The 16325-nt window shown below is 44.1% G+C and carries 29 protein-coding genes and 1 pseudogene; all 30 read right to left on the bottom strand.

The genetic code is table 11. The features are described 5' to 3' along the window. Nucleotides 1–3: 3 nt before the first annotated feature. Nucleotides 4–1494 carry a flavin-containing monooxygenase gene (locus tag AC4MCC_RS02220; protein ID WP_491885640.1) on the bottom strand — a complete coding sequence of 497 codons (1491 nt, stop codon included), beginning with the start codon at nucleotides 1492–1494 and terminating at the stop codon, nucleotides 4–6. Nucleotides 1495–1702: 208 nt separating this feature from the next. Next, a complete protein-coding gene (rplQ, locus tag AC4MCC_RS02215) occupies nucleotides 1703–2068 on the bottom strand; it encodes a 50S ribosomal protein L17 (RefSeq protein ID WP_004786886.1) in 366 nt (121 codons plus the stop codon). An 18-nt stretch (nucleotides 2069–2086) separates the two neighbouring features. Then, nucleotides 2087–3094, bottom strand: a complete 1008-nt coding sequence (locus AC4MCC_RS02210; RefSeq protein WP_004786889.1) for a DNA-directed RNA polymerase subunit alpha — start codon at nucleotides 3092–3094, stop codon at nucleotides 2087–2089. 16 nt (nucleotides 3095–3110) lie between these two features. Then, nucleotides 3111–3737 carry a 30S ribosomal protein S4 gene (rpsD, locus tag AC4MCC_RS02205; RefSeq protein WP_004786890.1) on the bottom strand — a complete coding sequence of 209 codons (627 nt, stop codon included), beginning with the start codon at nucleotides 3735–3737 and terminating at the stop codon, nucleotides 3111–3113. 12 nt (nucleotides 3738–3749) lie between these two features. Next, complete coding sequence (rpsK, locus tag AC4MCC_RS02200; protein WP_001040166.1) at nucleotides 3750–4136, bottom strand: 30S ribosomal protein S11; 387 nt, start codon at nucleotides 4134–4136, stop codon at nucleotides 3750–3752. Between the two features lie 19 nt (nucleotides 4137–4155). Continuing rightward, nucleotides 4156–4512 (bottom strand): 30S ribosomal protein S13, encoded by a 357-nt coding sequence (gene rpsM, locus AC4MCC_RS02195; RefSeq protein ID WP_180179429.1) that lies wholly within the window; start codon nucleotides 4510–4512, stop codon nucleotides 4156–4158. 107 nt (nucleotides 4513–4619) lie between these two features. Next, a complete protein-coding gene (rpmJ, locus tag AC4MCC_RS02190; RefSeq protein ID WP_000867907.1) occupies nucleotides 4620–4736 on the bottom strand; it encodes a 50S ribosomal protein L36 in 117 nt (38 codons plus the stop codon). A 20-nt stretch (nucleotides 4737–4756) separates the two neighbouring features. Continuing rightward, nucleotides 4757–6076, bottom strand: a complete 1320-nt coding sequence (gene secY, locus AC4MCC_RS02185; RefSeq protein WP_171065444.1) for a preprotein translocase subunit SecY — start codon at nucleotides 6074–6076, stop codon at nucleotides 4757–4759. A gap of 45 nt (nucleotides 6077–6121) precedes the next feature. Continuing rightward, nucleotides 6122–6562 carry a 50S ribosomal protein L15 gene (gene rplO, locus AC4MCC_RS02180; protein WP_004786897.1) on the bottom strand — a complete coding sequence of 147 codons (441 nt, stop codon included), beginning with the start codon at nucleotides 6560–6562 and terminating at the stop codon, nucleotides 6122–6124. A gap of 3 nt (nucleotides 6563–6565) precedes the next feature. Continuing rightward, nucleotides 6566–6742, bottom strand: coding sequence for a 50S ribosomal protein L30 (rpmD, locus tag AC4MCC_RS02175; RefSeq protein WP_004786899.1), 177 nt, complete (start codon nucleotides 6740–6742; stop codon nucleotides 6566–6568). Between the two features lie 6 nt (nucleotides 6743–6748). Further along, a complete protein-coding gene (gene rpsE / locus AC4MCC_RS02170; RefSeq protein WP_004786901.1) occupies nucleotides 6749–7246 on the bottom strand; it encodes a 30S ribosomal protein S5 in 498 nt (165 codons plus the stop codon). A gap of 2 nt (nucleotides 7247–7248) precedes the next feature. Further along, nucleotides 7249–7599 (bottom strand): 50S ribosomal protein L18, encoded by a 351-nt coding sequence (rplR, locus tag AC4MCC_RS02165; RefSeq protein WP_004281497.1) that lies wholly within the window; start codon nucleotides 7597–7599, stop codon nucleotides 7249–7251. Between the two features lie 14 nt (nucleotides 7600–7613). Beyond that, nucleotides 7614–8147 (bottom strand): 50S ribosomal protein L6, encoded by a 534-nt coding sequence (rplF, locus tag AC4MCC_RS02160; protein WP_004786903.1) that lies wholly within the window; start codon nucleotides 8145–8147, stop codon nucleotides 7614–7616. A gap of 13 nt (nucleotides 8148–8160) precedes the next feature. Next, nucleotides 8161–8556 carry a 30S ribosomal protein S8 gene (gene rpsH, locus AC4MCC_RS02155; RefSeq protein ID WP_004786905.1) on the bottom strand — a complete coding sequence of 132 codons (396 nt, stop codon included), beginning with the start codon at nucleotides 8554–8556 and terminating at the stop codon, nucleotides 8161–8163. Nucleotides 8557–8568: 12 nt separating this feature from the next. Further along, nucleotides 8569–8874, bottom strand: coding sequence for a 30S ribosomal protein S14 (gene rpsN / locus AC4MCC_RS02150; RefSeq protein ID WP_004786907.1), 306 nt, complete (start codon nucleotides 8872–8874; stop codon nucleotides 8569–8571). Between the two features lie 9 nt (nucleotides 8875–8883). Then, nucleotides 8884–9420 carry a 50S ribosomal protein L5 gene (rplE, locus tag AC4MCC_RS02145; protein WP_004786908.1) on the bottom strand — a complete coding sequence of 179 codons (537 nt, stop codon included), beginning with the start codon at nucleotides 9418–9420 and terminating at the stop codon, nucleotides 8884–8886. A 16-nt stretch (nucleotides 9421–9436) separates the two neighbouring features. Continuing rightward, on the bottom strand, nucleotides 9437–9754 hold the full coding sequence (rplX, locus tag AC4MCC_RS02140; protein ID WP_004786911.1) for a 50S ribosomal protein L24: 318 nt from the start codon (nucleotides 9752–9754) through the stop codon (nucleotides 9437–9439). Nucleotides 9755–9763: 9 nt separating this feature from the next. Then, nucleotides 9764–10132 (bottom strand): 50S ribosomal protein L14, encoded by a 369-nt coding sequence (gene rplN / locus AC4MCC_RS02135; RefSeq protein WP_001982634.1) that lies wholly within the window; start codon nucleotides 10130–10132, stop codon nucleotides 9764–9766. Between the two features lie 91 nt (nucleotides 10133–10223). Then, nucleotides 10224–10481 (bottom strand): 30S ribosomal protein S17, encoded by a 258-nt coding sequence (rpsQ, locus tag AC4MCC_RS02130; protein WP_004786913.1) that lies wholly within the window; start codon nucleotides 10479–10481, stop codon nucleotides 10224–10226. Then, nucleotides 10478–10675: a 50S ribosomal protein L29 gene (rpmC, locus tag AC4MCC_RS02125; protein ID WP_004786915.1), complete on the bottom strand. Its 198-nt coding sequence runs from the start codon at nucleotides 10673–10675 to the stop codon at nucleotides 10478–10480. Before rpmC ends, rpsQ begins: the two co-directional genes overlap by 4 nt. After that, entirely contained in the window at nucleotides 10675–11088 is a 414-nt protein-coding gene (gene rplP, locus AC4MCC_RS02120) for a 50S ribosomal protein L16 (RefSeq protein ID WP_004786917.1), read from the bottom strand. Before rplP ends, rpmC begins: the two co-directional genes overlap by 1 nt. After that, nucleotides 11028–11844 (bottom strand): annotated as a pseudogene (gene rpsC / locus AC4MCC_RS02115) (30S ribosomal protein S3). The gene rplP and the pseudogene rpsC overlap by 61 nt, the downstream one beginning before the upstream one ends. Before the next feature lies 1 nt (nucleotide 11845). Continuing rightward, nucleotides 11846–12175, bottom strand: coding sequence for a 50S ribosomal protein L22 (rplV, locus tag AC4MCC_RS02110; protein ID WP_001982638.1), 330 nt, complete (start codon nucleotides 12173–12175; stop codon nucleotides 11846–11848). Nucleotides 12176–12186: 11 nt separating this feature from the next. Beyond that, the gene (gene rpsS, locus AC4MCC_RS02105; RefSeq protein ID WP_004673001.1) at nucleotides 12187–12462 is read right to left on the bottom strand and encodes a 30S ribosomal protein S19; all 276 of its coding nucleotides are present in this window, start codon (nucleotides 12460–12462) and stop codon (nucleotides 12187–12189) included. A 19-nt stretch (nucleotides 12463–12481) separates the two neighbouring features. After that, a complete protein-coding gene (gene rplB, locus AC4MCC_RS02100) occupies nucleotides 12482–13306 on the bottom strand; it encodes a 50S ribosomal protein L2 (protein ID WP_005233738.1) in 825 nt (274 codons plus the stop codon). Between the two features lie 11 nt (nucleotides 13307–13317). Continuing rightward, entirely contained in the window at nucleotides 13318–13638 is a 321-nt protein-coding gene (gene rplW, locus AC4MCC_RS02095; RefSeq protein WP_004786923.1) for a 50S ribosomal protein L23, read from the bottom strand. Then, on the bottom strand, nucleotides 13635–14237 hold the full coding sequence (gene rplD / locus AC4MCC_RS02090; RefSeq protein WP_004786925.1) for a 50S ribosomal protein L4: 603 nt from the start codon (nucleotides 14235–14237) through the stop codon (nucleotides 13635–13637). Before rplD ends, rplW begins: the two co-directional genes overlap by 4 nt. 11 nt (nucleotides 14238–14248) lie before the next feature. Then, nucleotides 14249–14887, bottom strand: coding sequence for a 50S ribosomal protein L3 (rplC, locus tag AC4MCC_RS02085; RefSeq protein WP_005233737.1), 639 nt, complete (start codon nucleotides 14885–14887; stop codon nucleotides 14249–14251). A gap of 60 nt (nucleotides 14888–14947) precedes the next feature. Next, nucleotides 14948–15259: a 30S ribosomal protein S10 gene (rpsJ, locus tag AC4MCC_RS02080; RefSeq protein ID WP_000070912.1), complete on the bottom strand. Its 312-nt coding sequence runs from the start codon at nucleotides 15257–15259 to the stop codon at nucleotides 14948–14950. Nucleotides 15260–15533: 274 nt separating this feature from the next. Continuing rightward, nucleotides 15534–16268 carry a type 1 glutamine amidotransferase gene (locus tag AC4MCC_RS02075; protein ID WP_180025508.1) on the bottom strand — a complete coding sequence of 245 codons (735 nt, stop codon included), beginning with the start codon at nucleotides 16266–16268 and terminating at the stop codon, nucleotides 15534–15536. Between the last annotated feature and the right edge of the window lie 57 nt (nucleotides 16269–16325).

Below are 16325 nucleotides of genomic sequence, written 5' to 3'. Positions count from 1 at the left end.
TACTTAAGACACCAATCTTGGCTTGACTGGTACAGCATTAGATTTCGATTTGAATTTCAATACTCCATCTTCAAAAGATGCAGTTTTAAGTTCTTTACGGTCCACTAGATAATTATTGGATACTTTCCAAGGCGCATGCTTACCCTGTTTCGGCATCACATCTGCGGCACGGGCAATATAGCCTGAAGTTAAACTTCCCATCACCGTATCTTCAAGTAATTCAGTAGCATCCCCTTCTGGAATCACTTCATCATAGCCATGCTGATCCATATAATTGAGCAGACGGCAGATATATTCTGCGGCAATGTCCACTTTCAATGTCCAAGAAGCATTGATATAGCCAATAATCAGCGCCATATTTGGCACATCACTGACCATGACGCCTTGATACAGCATATGCTTCGACGTATCTAAAGGCTTGCCGTCCATCGTGGCCTGAATACCACCCAGAATCTGAATATTTAAACCGGTGGCAGACACAATAATATCTGCATCCAGATGTTTACCTGATTTCAGCTGAATCCCGGTTTCAGTAAATTTCTCAATATGATCTGTTTCTACAGATGCATGACCTTCACGTAGGATTTTGAACAAGTCACCATCTGGCACTACACATAGGCGTTGATCCCAAGGTTCATAATTCGGGGTAAAGTGTTTCATATCCACTTTCCCTTTCAGCTGGAACTGTACAGATTTTAATAGTAATGTTTTCAGAAATTTTGGCTGTTTTTGTGCGAGTGCATAGATACCACGTTGCATACCGATATTACGCGCACGGGTCAGCTTATAAGCCACATCTTCAGGCAATAATTTACGCATCTTTGAGTAAATCATGTCAATCGAAGGAACTGACGCGATATAAGTCGGTGAACGTTGCAACATGGTCACATGTCCTGCTCCGCCTTTGACCATGGCAGGAACTAGGGTAATCGCTGTCGCACCACTGCCAATAATCACCACTTTTTTTCCGCTATAGTCCAGATTTTCAGGCCAATGCTGCGGGTGAATGAATGTACCTCTGAATGCTTCCTGATTCGGGAATTCCGGCTGGAAACCTTGATCATAATTGTAGTAACCAGTACAGCCAAGAACGAAGTTAGCGATCCAGGTCTGCTTTTTGCCCTGAGCGTTTTCAACTACGACTGACCATTTACGTGTCGCTGAATCATAATTGGCACTAACGACGCGATGTTGAAAATGAATTTTTGAGCTCAAGTTAAATTCTTGAACCACTTCTGCAAGATAATTTTTAATTGCCGAGCCGGAAGCCAATACACTTTCTTTTTTCCAAGGCTTAAAATTGAAACCAAAAGTCGACATGTCCGAATCTGAACGGATGCCAGGATATTTAAACAAGTCCCATGTACCGCCAAAGCTTTCGCGACGTTCAATAATTTCAAATGAGCGTTGAGGACTATGTTTAGAAAGATGGGCTGCTAGACCGATTCCAGAGATCCCCGCGCCTACAATTAAAATATCAACTTGCTTTTCCATATTCTTCTTTTTCCTGAGCATTGTCATATATTTTTATTAAAGCACAAAATTGACAATACACAATGTCAAGTTTGAATAAAAGTGATTATTTTTTTATCTTTTCGGGACAAATTTCTAAACAGCCTGATAATGGGTAAACACAAGACAATAAAAAAGGCCGGTTTATTCAACCGACCTTTTCGAACAACGTTTGCTGCTCTACACGAAATTAGTTAACTTCGCGATCTACTAGCTCAACGTAAGCCATCGGTGCAGCATCACCTGCACGGAAGCCCGCTTTAAGAACACGTAGATAACCGCCGTTACGCTCTTTGTAACGAGGGCCAAGAACGGTAAATAATTTACCAACAGTTGCAGCTGAACGAGTACGAGCAAACGCCAAACGACGGTTTGCTACTGTATCGACTTTAGCTAAAGTGATTAAAGGCTCAGCAACACGACGTAATTCTTTAGCTTTAGGCACAGTTGTTTTGATCAACTCGTGCTCGAACAAAGAGTTAGCCATGTTTTGGAACATCGCTTTACGATGACTGCTTGTACGGCCTAATTTCACACCACTATTACGATGACGCATGGTGATAGTCCTACTTAATTAACGGCTACGATAGGCGAAACGATCGTCCATACGGAGACTAGCTGGTGGCCAGTTCTCTAAACGCATGCCGAGTTGTAAGCCTTTGGAAGCCAGAACATCTTTGATCTCAGTAAGCGATTTTTTACCAAGGTTAGGAGTTTTAAGTAACTCAACCTCAGTACGCTGTACAAGATCACCAATGTAGTAAATGTTTTCTGCTTTCAAACAGTTAGCAGAACGAACAGTTAGCTCTAGATCATCTACTGGACGAAGCAAAATTGGATCAACTTCTTCACGAGGTTCTTGAGCCACAGGAGCTTGATCTTTCTGAAGATCAACAAAGATTGCAATTTGTTGTTGCAAGATTGTTGCCGCTTTACGGATTGCTTCTTCAGGATCAACTGTACCGTTGGTTTCAAGATCAATGACCAGTTTATCAAGGTCAGTACGTTGTTCTACACGAGCGTTTTCCACTGTGTAAGACACACGTTTGATCGGGCTGTAAGATGCATCTAACTGTAAACGACCCACTGGGCGAGTCTCGCCTTCTGGGAAACGTGAGTCAGAAGTCTCGTAGCCACGGCCTTGAGCCACTTTCAGGCGCATCTTAAGATTGCCTGATGCACTTAACGTGCCGATCAAGTGTTCAGGGTTAACCACTTCAACATTATGAGGTAAACGAAGGTCAGCCGCAGTTACGTCGCCTGGACCTTGTTTCTCTAATGTTAAATAAGCTTCATTTTGATCGAACAGCTTAATAGACAATCCTTTTAGGTTCAGCAAGAGCTCGACGATGTCCTGCTGCAAGCCTTCCAAAGTACTGTACTCGTGCTCAACACCTTCAATCTCAACTTCTACCACAGCAGCGCCAGGTAAAGAAGAAAGAAGGATGCGACGTAAAGCATTGCCCAGAGTATGACCAAAGCCACGCTCTAAGGGTTCTAGAATAACTTTTGCCGAGGTCCCGCTTGCCGCTTCGACCTTGATCGCTTGCGGAGTTAGAAACTCATTTGCAGTACGCGTCATATTGCTACCTCAAGGATTATTTAGAATACAATTCTACAATCAAGCTTTCGTTGATTTCAGCAGGTAAATCAGAACGATCCGGTGCAGCTTTGAACGTACCTTCTAGTTTAGAATGATCTACTTCCATCCAAGAAGGAATGCCACGTTGAGCAGCTAATTCAATTGCGTTTTTGATACGTAATTGTTGTTTAGCGCCTTCGTGAACTGCAATCACGTCACCCGCTTTAACTTGGATAGACGCGATGTTAACGCGACGGCCATTTAAAGTGATTGAACGGTGAGATACTAACTGACGAGCTTCTGCACGTGTAGAACCAAAACCCATGCGATAAACAACGTTATCAAGACGGCTTTCAAGCAATTTCAACAGGTTTTCACCAGTTGCGCCTTTAACACGAGCAGCTTCTTTGTAGTAGTTACTAAATTGACGCTCTAAAACACCGTACATACGACGTACTTTTTGTTTTTCACGTAATTGTAGTGAGTACTCAGATTGTTTACCGCCACGAGCTCCACCATGTTGACCAGGAGCTTTAGCGTGTTTTTTAGTTTTGACGTCAAATGGTTTAACGCCAGATTTTAATTGCAGGTCTGTCCCTTCGCGGCGAGAGAGTTTGCATTTTGGACCAATATAACGAGCCATGAATGTTTCTCCTTACACGCGACGTTTTTTAGGTGGACGGCAACCGTTGTGAGGGATTGGAGTCACATCGGTAATGCTGTTAATTTTATAACCCACTGCACCTAATGCACGAACCGCAGACTCACGACCTGGACCAGGACCTTTCACAAGGACGTCCAAGTTTTTCAAACCGTAATCTAAAGCAGCTTTACCAGCAACTTCAGCAGCTACCTGAGCAGCAAACGGAGTTGATTTACGTGATCCACGGAAGCCTTGTCCACCTGAAGTGGCCCAAGCCAGTGCATTACCTTGACGATCGGTAATAGTCACAATGGTGTTATTAAAAGAAGCGTGAATGTGTGCAACACCTTCAGAGACGGTACGAGTGACCTTCTTGCGTGTGCGAGTATCTTTAGCCATCTTTTAGCTTCCAGAAATCTTATTTCTTAATTGGTTTGCGCGGACCTTTACGGGTACGTGCGTTAGTTTTGGTGCGTTGACCACGGACAGGCAAGCTGCGACGATGACGAAGACCGCGGTAGCAGCCTAAATCCATTAAACGTTTAATGTTCATGGAAATTTCGCGACGTAAATCACCTTCGGTCGGAACCTTGGCAATTTCTGCACGAATCGCATCAAGCTGAGCGTCATCTAATTCACGGATCTTAGTAGTCGGTGCGATACCCGCAGCAGCTAAGATTGACTTAGCAGTGTGGCGACCAATACCAAAGATGTACGTTAGAGAGATAACAGCATGCTTGTTATCCGGAATGTTTACACCGGCAATACGAGCCATTCAATTTTCTCCAAAAAGGCAGTAGAGATAATCAACCGCCCCACAAAAATCTTGAGGGGCGGATAATAACCCAATTCGCCTACTGAAATCAACAGGTCTTGATCAGATTAACCTTGACGCTGCTTATGACGAGGTTCTGCGCTACAAATTACGCGGATAACCCCATTACGACGGATAACTTTACAGCTACCACAAATTTTCTTTACAGAAGCTTGTACTTTCATGATGAAACCTCTAAGTGCGCTTATCCCTTAGGATGAGCAGTCGTTTTTCTCATTAACGTTTGATTGTCATACTGGTGCGAGGTGAGATGTGCTTGAAGCTGAGCCATAAAGTCCATCACCACCACTACCACGATCAGCAACGATGTTCCACCCAAGCTAAATGGAATACCAAAAGAGCTTTGCAGAATCATCGGCATTAAACAGATGACAGTGATGTATATCGCGCCAATAAAGGTCAAACGATTGAGAATATGATCTAAGTAACGAGCAGTTTGCTCACCTGGACGAATACCAGGCACGTAAGCTCCGCTGCGTTTCAAGTTCTCTGACACTTCTTTAGGACTAAATACCAGTGCTGTATAGAAGTAACAGAAAAAGATAATTAACGCACCAAAGAGCACCAAATACAACGGCTGACCAGGCGATAACACCAATGCCAAGTCTTGTAGACTACGCTTGATAATTCCTGCACTTGGATCCGAACTACCAACCCATTGACCTAAGCTCGCTGGGAACAAAAGTAAAGAGCTAGCAAAAATTGCCGGAATTACACCCGCCATATTAATTTTTAATGGCAGATGCGTTTGCTGTGCAGTAAATACACGACGTCCCTGCTGCTTTTGAGCATAGTTCACCGGAATACGACGTTGCGCCTTCTCGATAAACACAATCGCTGCAAGTACAGCAATCGATAACAGACCAAAAATTGCTAGTCCAATTAGACTAGACTGGCCATTATCCACTGAAGTTAGAGACTGCATAACTAAAGTCGGCAATCCTGCAACGATACCTGCGAAGATGATCATGGAAATACCATTGCCCACCCCACGCTCGGTAATCTGTTCACCCAGCCACATCAAGAACATGGTCCCCGCAACCAAAGAGGTTACTGCAGGAACATAAAAAGCCAGACCAGAGGTCAGGGTAATTCCCTGGCTGATCAGGCCAGCACACATACCAATTGCTTGCACAAGTGCAAGGAACAGCGTGCCTTGTCGTGTGTATTGGTTAATCTTACGTTTGCCCTGCTCGCCTTCTTTTTTCAAAGCTTCGAGCTGAGGAACCACCGTAGACATCAACTGCACGATAATCGATGCAGAAATGTATGGCATGATCCCTAAAGCAAGAATCGACATTCGCTCTAATGCACCACCCGAAAACATGTTAAACAAACCAAGGATTGTACCTTGGTTTGCATTAAACAGATTTTCTAGCGCGGCATTATTAATCCCTGGTACTGGAATATGCGCTCCTAGTCGAAACACCAACAACGCACCAATGAGAAACATCATTCGACGAATAATTTCACGGTATTTCACATGAAATGGTTGGCCTTTCATCATGTTGACATGACCTGAAGAACTAGGAGTCATAGACACTGGGGATTACTCCTCGACTTTACCGCCAGCAGCTTCAACAGCAGCTTTAGCGCCTTTAGTCAATGCAACACCTTGTACAGTGAATGCACGAGTAATTTCACCAGAAAGTACGATACGAGCACGAGTCATGTCTTTACGTACAACGTTCGCAGCTTTTAAAGTTTCAAGAGACACGATGTCGCCTTCAACTTTAGCAAGCTCAGATAAACGTACTTCAGCAGTTTTCAAAGCCAATTGGCTAGTGAAACCGAATTTAGGCAAACGACGATAAAGTGCAGTTTGACCACCTTCGAAACCTGGACGAGTACCACCGCTCTTACGTGAGTTTTGACCTTTGATACCACGACCACCAGTCTTACCAACGCCAGAACCGATACCACGGCCTAGACGAAGGTTGTCACGCTTAGCACCTTCTGCCGGTGCAATTGTATTTAAACGCAGAGTCATGGCTTATTCCTCTACACTAACCATATAGTAGACTTGGTTGATCATACCACGGTTAGAAGGCGTATCTTGCACTTCTACAGTATGACCAATACGACGCAGACCTAAACCTTTCAGGCTCAGCTTGTGATTTTTCAAGCGGTGCGATGCAGATTTAGTCTGGGTAACTTTAATCGTTTTCATGATTGATTACCCTTGAATTTGTTCTACTGTTAAACCACGTTTCGCAGCAACTTTCTCAGGAGAAGTCATATCACGCAAACCGTTAAAAGTCGCGTTTACTACGTTAGCAGCGTTTGTAGAGCCATAACATTTAGTTAATACGTTACGTACGCCAACAGCTTCTAAAACTGCACGCATCGCGCCGCCAGCAATTACACCAGTACCTTCAGAAGCAGGTTGCATGTAAACGCGGCTTGCACCGTGACGAGCATTGATAGGGTGCTGAACAGTACCATCAACAAGGTCAACAGTAATCATGTTACGACGAGCAGCTTCAAGTGCTTTAGAAATAGCAGCTGGAACTTCACGCGCTTTACCACGACCAAAACCTACGCGACCATTACCATCACCCACAACAGTTAATGCTGTGAAAGAGAAGATACGACCACCCTTAACAACTTTGGCTACACGATCAACGGCAACCAGCTTTTCAACAAGACCTTCGTTTTGTTCAACTTTAGCCATGATTAGAACTCCAAGCCGTTTTCACGGGCAGCATCAGCCAAGGCTTTGATACGACCATGATATTTGAAACCAGAACGGTCAAATGCAACTTTAGTAACACCAGCTGCTTTAGCGCGTTCTGCGATTAAAGCACCTACTTTTTGAGCTGCTTCAACGTTACCAGTAGTACCCGCACGTAGAGTAGCGTCTAGAGTAGAAGCTTGCGCTAATACTTTGCCACCATCTGCTGAGATAACTTGAGCATAGATGTGACGCGGAGTGCGGTTTACACACAAACGAGTCGCACCCAATGCACGGATGTGCAAGCGTGTGCTTTTCGCACGACGCAAACGGGATTGTTTCTTTTCGTTCATAAGAACCTCGCGCCTTATTTCTTCTTAGCTTCTTTACGAAGTACAACTTCGTCAGAATAACGAACACCTTTACCTTTATAAGGCTCTGGTGGACGGTAACCACGGATATCTGCAGCGACTTGACCTAGAACTGCTTTATCAGCAGATTTAAGTACGATTTCAGTTGCAGTTGGAGTTTCAGCAGTTACACCTTCAGGAAGCGTATAGTCGATCGGGTGAGAGAAACCAAGGTTAAGGTTAACAACGTTACCTTTAACCGCAGCTTTATAACCAACACCGATAAGTTGTAACTTACGTTCGAAACCTTCGCTTACACCTTTTACAAGGTTGTTAAGCACAGCGCGAGCAGTACCAGCTTGCATCCAAGCGTCTTTAGATTCAGCTTTAGGAGCAATAACTAGAGTACCGTCTTCCTGTTTTAGCTCGACCAGCGCATGCAGGTTGAAAGACAATGTACCTTTGCTGCCTTTCACTTCGACCTGCCGGCCGTTCTGAGTAACTGTTACACCGTTAGGTACAGTTACTGGGGCTTTAGCCACACGAGACATGAGGAATCACCTATTAAGAAACAAAAGCAATAACTTCACCACCAACGCCTGCAGCACGTGCAGCGCGATCAGTCATGATGCCTTTGCTTGTAGAAACAATTGCAATACCTAAACCTTGCTTAACGCTTGGAAGTGCATCTTTACCGCGATACTGACGTAGACCTGGACGGCTTACGCGTTTCACAGTTTCGATAACTGGCTTGCCTTCAAAATATTTTAAAGTCAAAGTAAGAGTTGCTTTGCCTTCAACTTCAGCAACTTCTACGTTTGAAATATAACCTTCTTGTTGAAGTACGTTAGCAATCGCAACTTTCAACTTAGAATTAGGCATAGAAACAGTTTGTTTCTTTGCCATTTGTGCGTTACGAACACGTGTTAGCATGTCGGCAACGGTATCTTGCATACTCATTTATAGTGCTCCTTACCAGCTTGCCTTAACAACGCCAGGTACATCACCTTGCATTACTTTATCGCGTACCATGTTACGGCTTAAGCCGAACTTACGGAAGTAACCATGAGGACGACCAGTTAAACCACAACGGTTACGTAGACGTACTGGAGATGCATTACGTGGTAATGCTTGTAATTTCATCATCGCATCGAAACGTTCTTCATCTGAAGCATTTACGTTTGCAATGATTGCTTTTAATTCAGCACGTTTTGCAGCGTATTTAGCAACAGTAGCTTCGCGTTTCAATTCGCGATTAATCATACTTTTCTTAGCCATTTCGACCTCTTATTTGAACGGGAAGCCGAATGCACGCATTAGCGCACGGCCTTCGTCATCGGTGCGAGCAGTCGTAGTGATGGTAATGTCCATACCACGAATACGGTCAATCTTGTCAAAATCGATCTCAGGGAACATGATCTGTTCTTTAAGACCCATTGAGTAGTTACCACGACCATCAAATGATTTCGCAGAGAAACCACGGAAGTCACGGATACGAGGAATCGCAATCGAGATCAGACGGTCTAAGAATTCGTACATACGTTCGCCGCGTAAAGTAACTTTACAACCAATCGGCCAACCATCACGGATTTTGAAACCAGCGATAGATTTACGAGCTAACGTAAGAACTGGTTTTTGACCAGCGATAGCTTGCATATCAGAAAGAGCACCATCAAGGAGTTTCTTGTCAGCAGAAGCTGCACCAACACCCATGTTGATAGTGATTTTAGTGATGCGAGGGATCTCCATCACATTCTTAATTCCCAATTGTTCTTTTAATTGAGCTTTAAGTTCGTCGTTGTAACGTGCTTTAAGTCTGGCCATTGCCTTTTTCAACCTATTACTTCGCTACCGCCACTGATTCACCATTAGATTTGAATACGCGAGTTTTCACGCCATCAATCGTTTGGTAACCAACACGGTCAGCCTTTTGGGTTGTAGCATTAAAAATTGCCACGTTTGAAATGTGAAGCGAAGCTTCTTGAGTTACGATGCCGCCTTCAGCGCCAGTAACACGGTTCGGCTTTTGATGCTTCTTCACCAAGTTAAGGCCTTCAACCTTAACGCGGTCATTAGAAACAGACAGAACAGTACCCTGTTTGCCTTTTTCTTTACCTGCGATCACAATTACTTGATCGCCTTTTTTAATCTTAGCCATGATCGCCTCTTATAGAACTTCAGGAGCCAATGAAATAATTTTCATGAACTGTTCAGTACGAAGTTCACGAGTCACTGGTCCGAAAATACGAGTTGCAATCGGCGCTTTGTTGTTGTTCAAAATAACAGCAGCGTTATCGTCGAAACGAATCACTGAACCGTCTGGACGACGGATACCGAATTTTGTACGTACAACTACTGCATTCATCACGTCACCTTTTTTAACACGTGCGCGTGGAATTGCTTCTTTTACAGTAACTTTAATAATGTCGCCAACAGAAGCATAACGACGATGTGAACCACCAAGTACTTTAATACATTGTACGCGGCGAGCACCACTGTTGTCTGCTACGTCGAGCATAGTTTCGGTCTGAATCATTGCCCTACTCCAAAACCGAGCATCACCGGTCACAATTTCGAAAGGCTCAAAGAGTACTCGAAATTGACCGATGATGCAACAAGAACGTTAATTACTCAGCAGCTGCTTCAACAACTTCAACTAAAGTCCATGACTTAGTTTTAGACATTGGGCGGCTTTCTTTAATGGTTACAACGTCGCCAACTTTAGCTGTGTTGTTCTCATCATGAGCATGTAATTTTGTTGAACGGCGGATTGATTTGCCATACAACGGGTGTTGAACACGGCGTTCGATAAGAACAACGATAGATTTTTCCATCTTGTCGCTTACTACTTTGCCTGTTAACGTGCGGACTGTATTTTCACTCATTGTCCGTTCCCCTGTTTTTCGGTAAGGAGGGTCTTGATACGAGCAATAGTCTTGCGAGTCAATTGCACTTCGTGCGATTTACCCAATTGACCAGTTGCTTTCGCCATACGAAGACGGAATTGGTTTAGCTGTTGCTCATCAAGCAAAGCTGTCAACTCTTCTACCGACTTTTCACGTAGATCTTTAGTTTTCATTACATTACCGTCCGAGTCACGATAGTGGTTTTAAACGGAAGTTTAGCAGCAGCAAGCGTGAACGCTTCGCGAGCTAGGTCTTCGTTAACACCATCAATTTCGTACAAGACTTTACCTGGTTTGATTTGGCAAACCCAGTATTCCACAGAACCTTTACCTTTACCCATACGCACTTCAAGTGGTTTAGAAGTAATTGGCTTGTCCGGGAATACACGGATAAAGATTTTACCACCACGTTTAATACGACGGCTAATTGTACGACGCGCTGCTTCAATTTGACGTGCAGTCATTTGACCACGTTCGATTGATTTAAGTGCGATAGTACCAAAAGATACTGAGCTACCGCGGTGAGCTAGACCAGTGTTACGGCCTTTTTGCACCTTACGGAATTTAGTACGTTTAGGTTGCAACATGGATTATTCTCCTTTTTCAGCAGAACGATCATTGCGACGACCACGACGCTCTTGACCTTCACCACGACCGCGACCGCGTTTAGCTGGACGTTCTTCAGCTGGAGCTGGGTTCATGACTTGTTTCATGCCACCCAAGATCTCGCCACGGAAGATCCAAACTTTAACACCAATCGTACCGTAAGTAGTCTCAGCACGCATAGTCGCGTAGTCGATATCTGCACGAAGAGTATGTAGAGGTACACGACCTTCACGATACCATTCAGTACGAGCAATCTCAGCACCACCTAAACGGCCTGAAACTTCTACTTTGATACCTTTCGCACCAGCACGCATAGTGTTTTGAACCGCACGCTTCATAGCACGACGGAACATTACACGTTTTTCCAATTGAGAAGCGATAGCTTCAGCAACTAGACGCGCGTCTAAGTCTGGACGATCAATTTCGTTGATACTTACTTGCGCAGGAACACCCATAATAGATGTTAATTCGCGTTGTAATTTCTCAATGTCTTCGCCTTTTTTACCGATTACGATACCAGGACGAGCAGTGCTAATAGTTACTTTAGCAGCACCTGTTGGACGTTCGATAAGAATATTGCTGATCATTGCATTCTTAAGTTTTTTAGTTAAAAACTCACGAACTTGCAAATCTTTAAGCAAGTATTCAGCGTATTGTTTCGGACTCGCATACCAGTTAGCGTTATGACGTTTCACAACACCTAGGCGGATACCGATTGGATGAACCTTCTGACCCATATCAAACCCCTACCTTAACGGTGATGTGACAAGTACGCTTAGTAATACGATCTGCACGGCCTTTAGCACGTGGCATAATACGTTTCAGGCTCATGCCTTCATCAACGTAGATCGTAGAAACTTTAAGGTCGTCTACATCTAAACTGTTATTATGTTCAGCGTTTGCAATTGCAGATTCCAACGCTTTCTTAACCAATACTGCAGCTTTTTTGTTGCTGAAGTTTAAGATGTTAAGAGCGTGCGCAACAGATTTGCCGCGGATAAGATCTGCAACCAAACGAGCTTTTTGTGCCGAGATAGCGGCACCGCGTAATTTAGCAGTTACTTCCATCATAGCACCTATTAACGTTTAGATTTCTTGTCAACACCGTGACCACGGTAGGTACGAGTCGGTGCAAATTCACCAAGCTTGTGTCCAACCATATGTTCAGAGATGATCACTGGAACATGGTTACGGCCATTGTGTACAGAAATTGTTAAACCAACAAAATCCGGGAGGATCATCGAACGACGCGACCAAGTTTTGATCGGCTTACGGTTATTAGCCGCGATAGCCGCTTCAACCTTAGCGAACAAGTGCGCATCGACGAATGGGCCTTTTTTCAGAGAACGAGGCATTGTCAGATTCCTTTACTTGTTACTTAACGCGACGGTCGCGAATAATCATCTTAGTCGTACGCTTGTTGGTACGTGTTTTGTACCCTTTAGCTTTTTGACCCCATGGGCTTACAGGTTGAATACCTTTGTTACGCCCTTCACCACCACCGTGTGGGTGATCAACTGGGTTCATCGCCATACCACGAACGGTAGGACGAACACCACGCCAGCGTGATGCACCAGCTTTACCTAGTGAGCGAAGGTTGCTTTCTGAGTTAGATACTTCACCTAACACAGCGCGGCATTCAACATGAATTTTACGCATCTCGCCTGAACGAAGACGAACGATAGCGTAAGAACCGTCACGACCCAACAACTGAACAGAAGTACCAGCTGAACGAGCTAACTGCGCGCCTTTACCGATTTTAAGTTCGATGTTGTGAAGAGTAGAACCGATAGGCATGTTGCGTAGTGGCAAGCAGTTACCTGGACGGATTGGAGCATCGTTACCAGATTGAACTGAATCACCAGCGCGCAAACCTTTAGGCGCGATGATGTAGCGACGTTCACCGTCAGCATACTTCAACAACGCAATGTGCGCAGTACGGTTTGGATCGTATTCAATACGCTCAACTACAGCTGGGATGCCGTCTTTGTTACGTTTGAAGTCGATTAAACGGTAGTGTTGTTTGTGACCGCCACCAACGTGACGAGTCGTAATGTGACCGTTGTTATTACGGCCGCCAGTACGTTTTTTAGCTTCAACTAGTGGAGCATAAGGCGCGCCTTTGTGAAGGTGATCATGAACCACTTTCTCTACAAAGCGACGTCCTGGAGACGTTGGCTTACATTTTTGAATAGGCATAGTTTTCGTCCTTATTCCGCTGCGCTTTCAGCGGCATCGCCCAAGTCAGCCATTTCAACATCTTGGCCAGCTTTCAGGGTGACGTATGCTTTTTTAACATCAGAACGACGTCCTAATGTTTTACCAAAGCGTTTAGTTTTACCTTTAGTGATCGTAGTGTTAACTTTAACAACTTCTACACCAAACAATTGTTCAACTGCTTTTTTGATTTCAAGTTTGTTTGCATCAAGTGCAACTTTGAATACTTGAACACCAGCAGTTTCACCTAAAACTTGTGCTTTTTCTGAGAAAACAGGTCCTTGCAGGACTTGATATAAACGTTCGTTGTTCATCCGAGTTCTACCTCAATTTTCTTAGCAGCAGCTACAGACATAACAACTTTATCGAACGCGATCAAGCTAACAGGATCGATTGCAGTCGCATCAACCACATCAACGTGTGGAAGGTTACGAGCAGCTAGATACAAGTTCTCATCAACAGCATCAGTAACGATCAATGCACGAGTAGCATTCAAGTCGTTAAGTTTTGCAAGCAATTCTTTAGTTTTTGGAGCTGCAACAGCAAACTCTTCAACTAGAACTAAGCGATCTTGACGAACAAGTTCAGCCAGGATGCATTGCATAGCACCGCGGTACATTTTACGGTTTACTTTTTGAGACCAGTCTTGTGGACGAGCAGCAAAAGTTTTACCACCGCCAACCCAGATTGGGCTACGAATAGAACCAGCACGAGCGCGGCCAGTACCTTTTTGACGGAATGGTTTTTTACCACCGCCAGAAACGTCTGCGCGTGATTTCTGAGCTTTAGAACCTTGACGACCACCAGCTAAGTAAGCTGTAACAACTTGGTGTACAAGAGCTTCATTAAATTCACGACCGAACGCAACTTCTGATAATTCAACAGCAGAGCCGGAAACAGTATTTAAATTCACGTTATTTCCCCTCAGGCCTTGATCGTAGGACGAACAGTTACGTCGCCACCAGTAGCGCCAGGAATCGCACCTTTAACTACTAGAACTGAACGTTCTGCGTCGATAGATACAATTTCAAGACCCTGTACAGTTACGCGTTCAGCACCTAAATGGCCAGCCATTTTTTTGCCTTTGAACACGCGACCAGGAGTCTGGTTTTGACCTGTAGAACCTAGAACACGGTGAGAAACAGAGTTACCGTGAGTAGCGTCTTGAGTACGGAAGTTCCAACGCTTAACACCACCCTGGAAACCTTTACCTTTAGACTGACCAGTTACGTCAACAATTTGACCAACTGTGAACAGATCTACACCGATAGTAGCGCCAACTTCACGACCTTCAAGCTCAGCTTCTGAAACGCGGAATTCTTGAACCAGACGACCAGCAGCAACACCAGCTTTCGCGAAGTGACCTTTCTGAGCGTTAGTTACGCGAGATTCGCGACGTTCACCAGTAGTGATTTGAATCGCTTGATAACCATCAGTTTCAAGCGTTTTGATTTGAGTGATGCGGTTAGGATCAACCTCAATCACTGTAACAGGCACAGAAACACCAGCATCTGTAAAGATACGTGTCATACCGCACTTGCGACCGACTAAACCAATAGCCATGTGCATAAACCTCTAAAAAAGCGGCCTAATTAACTTAGAGCGTTAATTAACCCGAAAGCCTTAACCCAATGCGATCTGAACATCAACACCAGCTGCAAGATCTAACTTCATCAATGCATCTACAGTTTTGTCTGTAGGTTGAACGATGTCGATCAAACGTTTGTAAGTGCGGATCTCGTATTGGTCACGCGCATCTTTGTTAACGTGTGGTGATGTTAAAACGTTAAAACGTTCAATGCGTGTAGGCATTGGAATTGGACCACAAACTTGTGCGCCAGTACGTTTTGCTGTTTCTACGATTTCTTGAGCTGATTGATCAATAAGACGGTGATCAAAAGACTTAAGACGGATACGAATTCTCTGGTTAGACATACCAGTTAACTCCAAGCCAAATATATAAAGAATCACTCTTGACGCATCTCACCCCACTATTTTAAGGCAAGTGTCAAGAGCAGTGAAATATCACTAAGGTCGTGATCGATGCCACGACTGTAACGATAGTTAACTACTTTCTTCGCAGTTAACCCCCTTCCTATCGAAGGGTCGCTTATTATAGCCATTGTTTATTGCATAAGCAAATCCCTTTTAGAGTTTTTCTTGCTGTATTTCAATTTATTCGGGAAATCAATTGTTTATTTTTTACCCACTAGGCTGTTTTTTCCAAAACATACTGAATAGCTTGGTTTAGTATTTGATTTCCTTGAATAAAATTATTTTTGGTTGTTCTTTTCAGTTGTTGAATGTCCTGTACATATTTTCCAGAAAATTGTGAAATTTCTTCTTCATTTTCCAAAAACAGCTTTAAAGTTTCCGGGGTGATTTCCGGATGAAACTGGAAACCCAAGACATTCTTGCCGAGTTGATACATCTGATTACGACAGGCTTCATTTTCTGCCAGATGAATCGCTCCCTTAGGCAGCTCAAAGGTTTCACTATGCCACTGCATGATTTCAAACTGTTCAGGCAAAACAAAACAATCCTCGGGTACATGTGCGACTTTGCGAACCGTGGTCCAGCCCAGCTCCTGTTCCTGGTTACGGCTGACGGCCGCCCCCAAGGCATTGGCGATCAACTGCCCACCCAAACATAGGCCAATCGTTGGTTTTCCGTGGGAAAGATAACGGCGTAACCAGCGTTTTTCGATCTTGAGCCATGGATAATTCGCTTCATCATTGACACTCATGGTGCCTCCCATGATGATCAGCAAATCAACTTCATCGACTGATGGCAAAGCTTCAATATCCAGTGGACGATCGACGGGTAAAGCAAAGAATTCAGTCGCAGTAATTTGCGCCTGATGCTGCTTTAAAAAATCAATACAACTACCAAAACCCTCGCCAGCAATATGCTGAAAATAATGTACTTTTAACTGCGACTTCATGCGCCTAAACCTTTTGTTGTAGCTCTCTGATTTTAGGTTTTGCAAAAATGAAGCCAA

Source organism: Acinetobacter sp. CAU_H_56 (genome assembly GCF_058599425.1).
Note: the sequence above shows the minus strand (reverse complement) of the source record. Positions and strands in the feature narration are given on the sequence as shown.

Excerpts from the sequence above, each read along its gene's own strand:
- rplX (WP_004786911.1), bottom strand. The coding sequence starts at position 9,754 with ATGGCTAAGATTAAAAAAGGCGATCAAGTAATTGTGATCGCAGGTAAA.
- rpsD (WP_004786890.1), bottom strand. The coding sequence starts at position 3,737 with ATGGCTCGTTATATTGGTCCAAAATGCAAACTCTCTCGCCGCGAAGGG.
- rplQ (WP_004786886.1), bottom strand. The coding sequence starts at position 2,068 with ATGCGTCATCGTAATAGTGGTGTGAAATTAGGCCGTACAAGCAGTCAT.
- rplW (WP_004786923.1), bottom strand. The coding sequence starts at position 13,638 with ATGAACAACGAACGTTTATATCAAGTCCTGCAAGGACCTGTTTTCTCA.
- rpsM (WP_180179429.1), bottom strand. The coding sequence starts at position 4,512 with ATGGCTCGTATTGCCGGTGTAAACATTCCGGATAACAAGCATGCTGTT.
- rplR (WP_004281497.1), bottom strand. The coding sequence starts at position 7,599 with ATGAACGAAAAGAAACAATCCCGTTTGCGTCGTGCGAAAAGCACACGC.
- AC4MCC_RS02075 (WP_180025508.1), bottom strand. The coding sequence starts at position 16,268 with ATGAAGTCGCAGTTAAAAGTACATTATTTTCAGCATATTGCTGGCGAG.
- rplC (WP_005233737.1), bottom strand. The coding sequence starts at position 14,887 with ATGGCTATTGGTTTAGTCGGTCGCAAGTGCGGTATGACACGTATCTTT.
- secY (WP_171065444.1), bottom strand. The coding sequence starts at position 6,076 with ATGAAAGGCCAACCATTTCATGTGAAATACCGTGAAATTATTCGTCGA.
- rpsQ (WP_004786913.1), bottom strand. The coding sequence starts at position 10,481 with ATGAGTGAAAATACAGTCCGCACGTTAACAGGCAAAGTAGTAAGCGAC.
- AC4MCC_RS02220 (WP_491885640.1), bottom strand. The coding sequence starts at position 1,494 with ATGGAAAAGCAAGTTGATATTTTAATTGTAGGCGCGGGGATCTCTGGA.
- rplF (WP_004786903.1), bottom strand. The coding sequence starts at position 8,147 with ATGTCTCGTGTGGCTAAAGCCCCAGTAACTGTACCTAACGGTGTAACA.
- rpsJ (WP_000070912.1), bottom strand. The coding sequence starts at position 15,259 with ATGTCTAACCAGAGAATTCGTATCCGTCTTAAGTCTTTTGATCACCGT.
- rplP (WP_004786917.1), bottom strand. The coding sequence starts at position 11,088 with ATGTTGCAACCTAAACGTACTAAATTCCGTAAGGTGCAAAAAGGCCGT.
- rplN (WP_001982634.1), bottom strand. The coding sequence starts at position 10,132 with ATGATTCAGACCGAAACTATGCTCGACGTAGCAGACAACAGTGGTGCT.
- rpsE (WP_004786901.1), bottom strand. The coding sequence starts at position 7,246 with ATGGCTAAAGTTGAACAAAACGAAGGTCTTGTTGAAAAGCTGGTTGCC.
- rpmJ (WP_000867907.1), bottom strand. The coding sequence starts at position 4,736 with ATGAAAGTACAAGCTTCTGTAAAGAAAATTTGTGGTAGCTGTAAAGTT.
- rpsH (WP_004786905.1), bottom strand. The coding sequence starts at position 8,556 with ATGAGTATGCAAGATACCGTTGCCGACATGCTAACACGTGTTCGTAAC.
- rpmD (WP_004786899.1), bottom strand. The coding sequence starts at position 6,742 with ATGAAAACGATTAAAGTTACCCAGACTAAATCTGCATCGCACCGCTTG.
- rpsN (WP_004786907.1), bottom strand. The coding sequence starts at position 8,874 with ATGGCTAAGAAAAGTATGATTAATCGCGAATTGAAACGCGAAGCTACT.
- rpmC (WP_004786915.1), bottom strand. The coding sequence starts at position 10,675 with ATGAAAACTAAAGATCTACGTGAAAAGTCGGTAGAAGAGTTGACAGCT.
- rpsS (WP_004673001.1), bottom strand. The coding sequence starts at position 12,462 with ATGCCTCGTTCTCTGAAAAAAGGCCCATTCGTCGATGCGCACTTGTTC.
- rplV (WP_001982638.1), bottom strand. The coding sequence starts at position 12,175 with ATGGAAGTAACTGCTAAATTACGCGGTGCCGCTATCTCGGCACAAAAA.
- rplO (WP_004786897.1), bottom strand. The coding sequence starts at position 6,562 with ATGACTCTGCGTTTAAATACAATTGCACCGGCAGAAGGTGCTAAGCGT.
- rpsK (WP_001040166.1), bottom strand. The coding sequence starts at position 4,136 with ATGGCTAAAGATACTCGCACACGCAAGAAGGTCACTCGTACCGTCTCT.
- rplE (WP_004786908.1), bottom strand. The coding sequence starts at position 9,420 with ATGGCCAGACTTAAAGCACGTTACAACGACGAACTTAAAGCTCAATTA.
- rplB (WP_005233738.1), bottom strand. The coding sequence starts at position 13,306 with ATGCCTATTCAAAAATGTAAGCCAACGTCTCCAGGACGTCGCTTTGTA.
- AC4MCC_RS02210 (WP_004786889.1), bottom strand. The coding sequence starts at position 3,094 with ATGACGCGTACTGCAAATGAGTTTCTAACTCCGCAAGCGATCAAGGTC.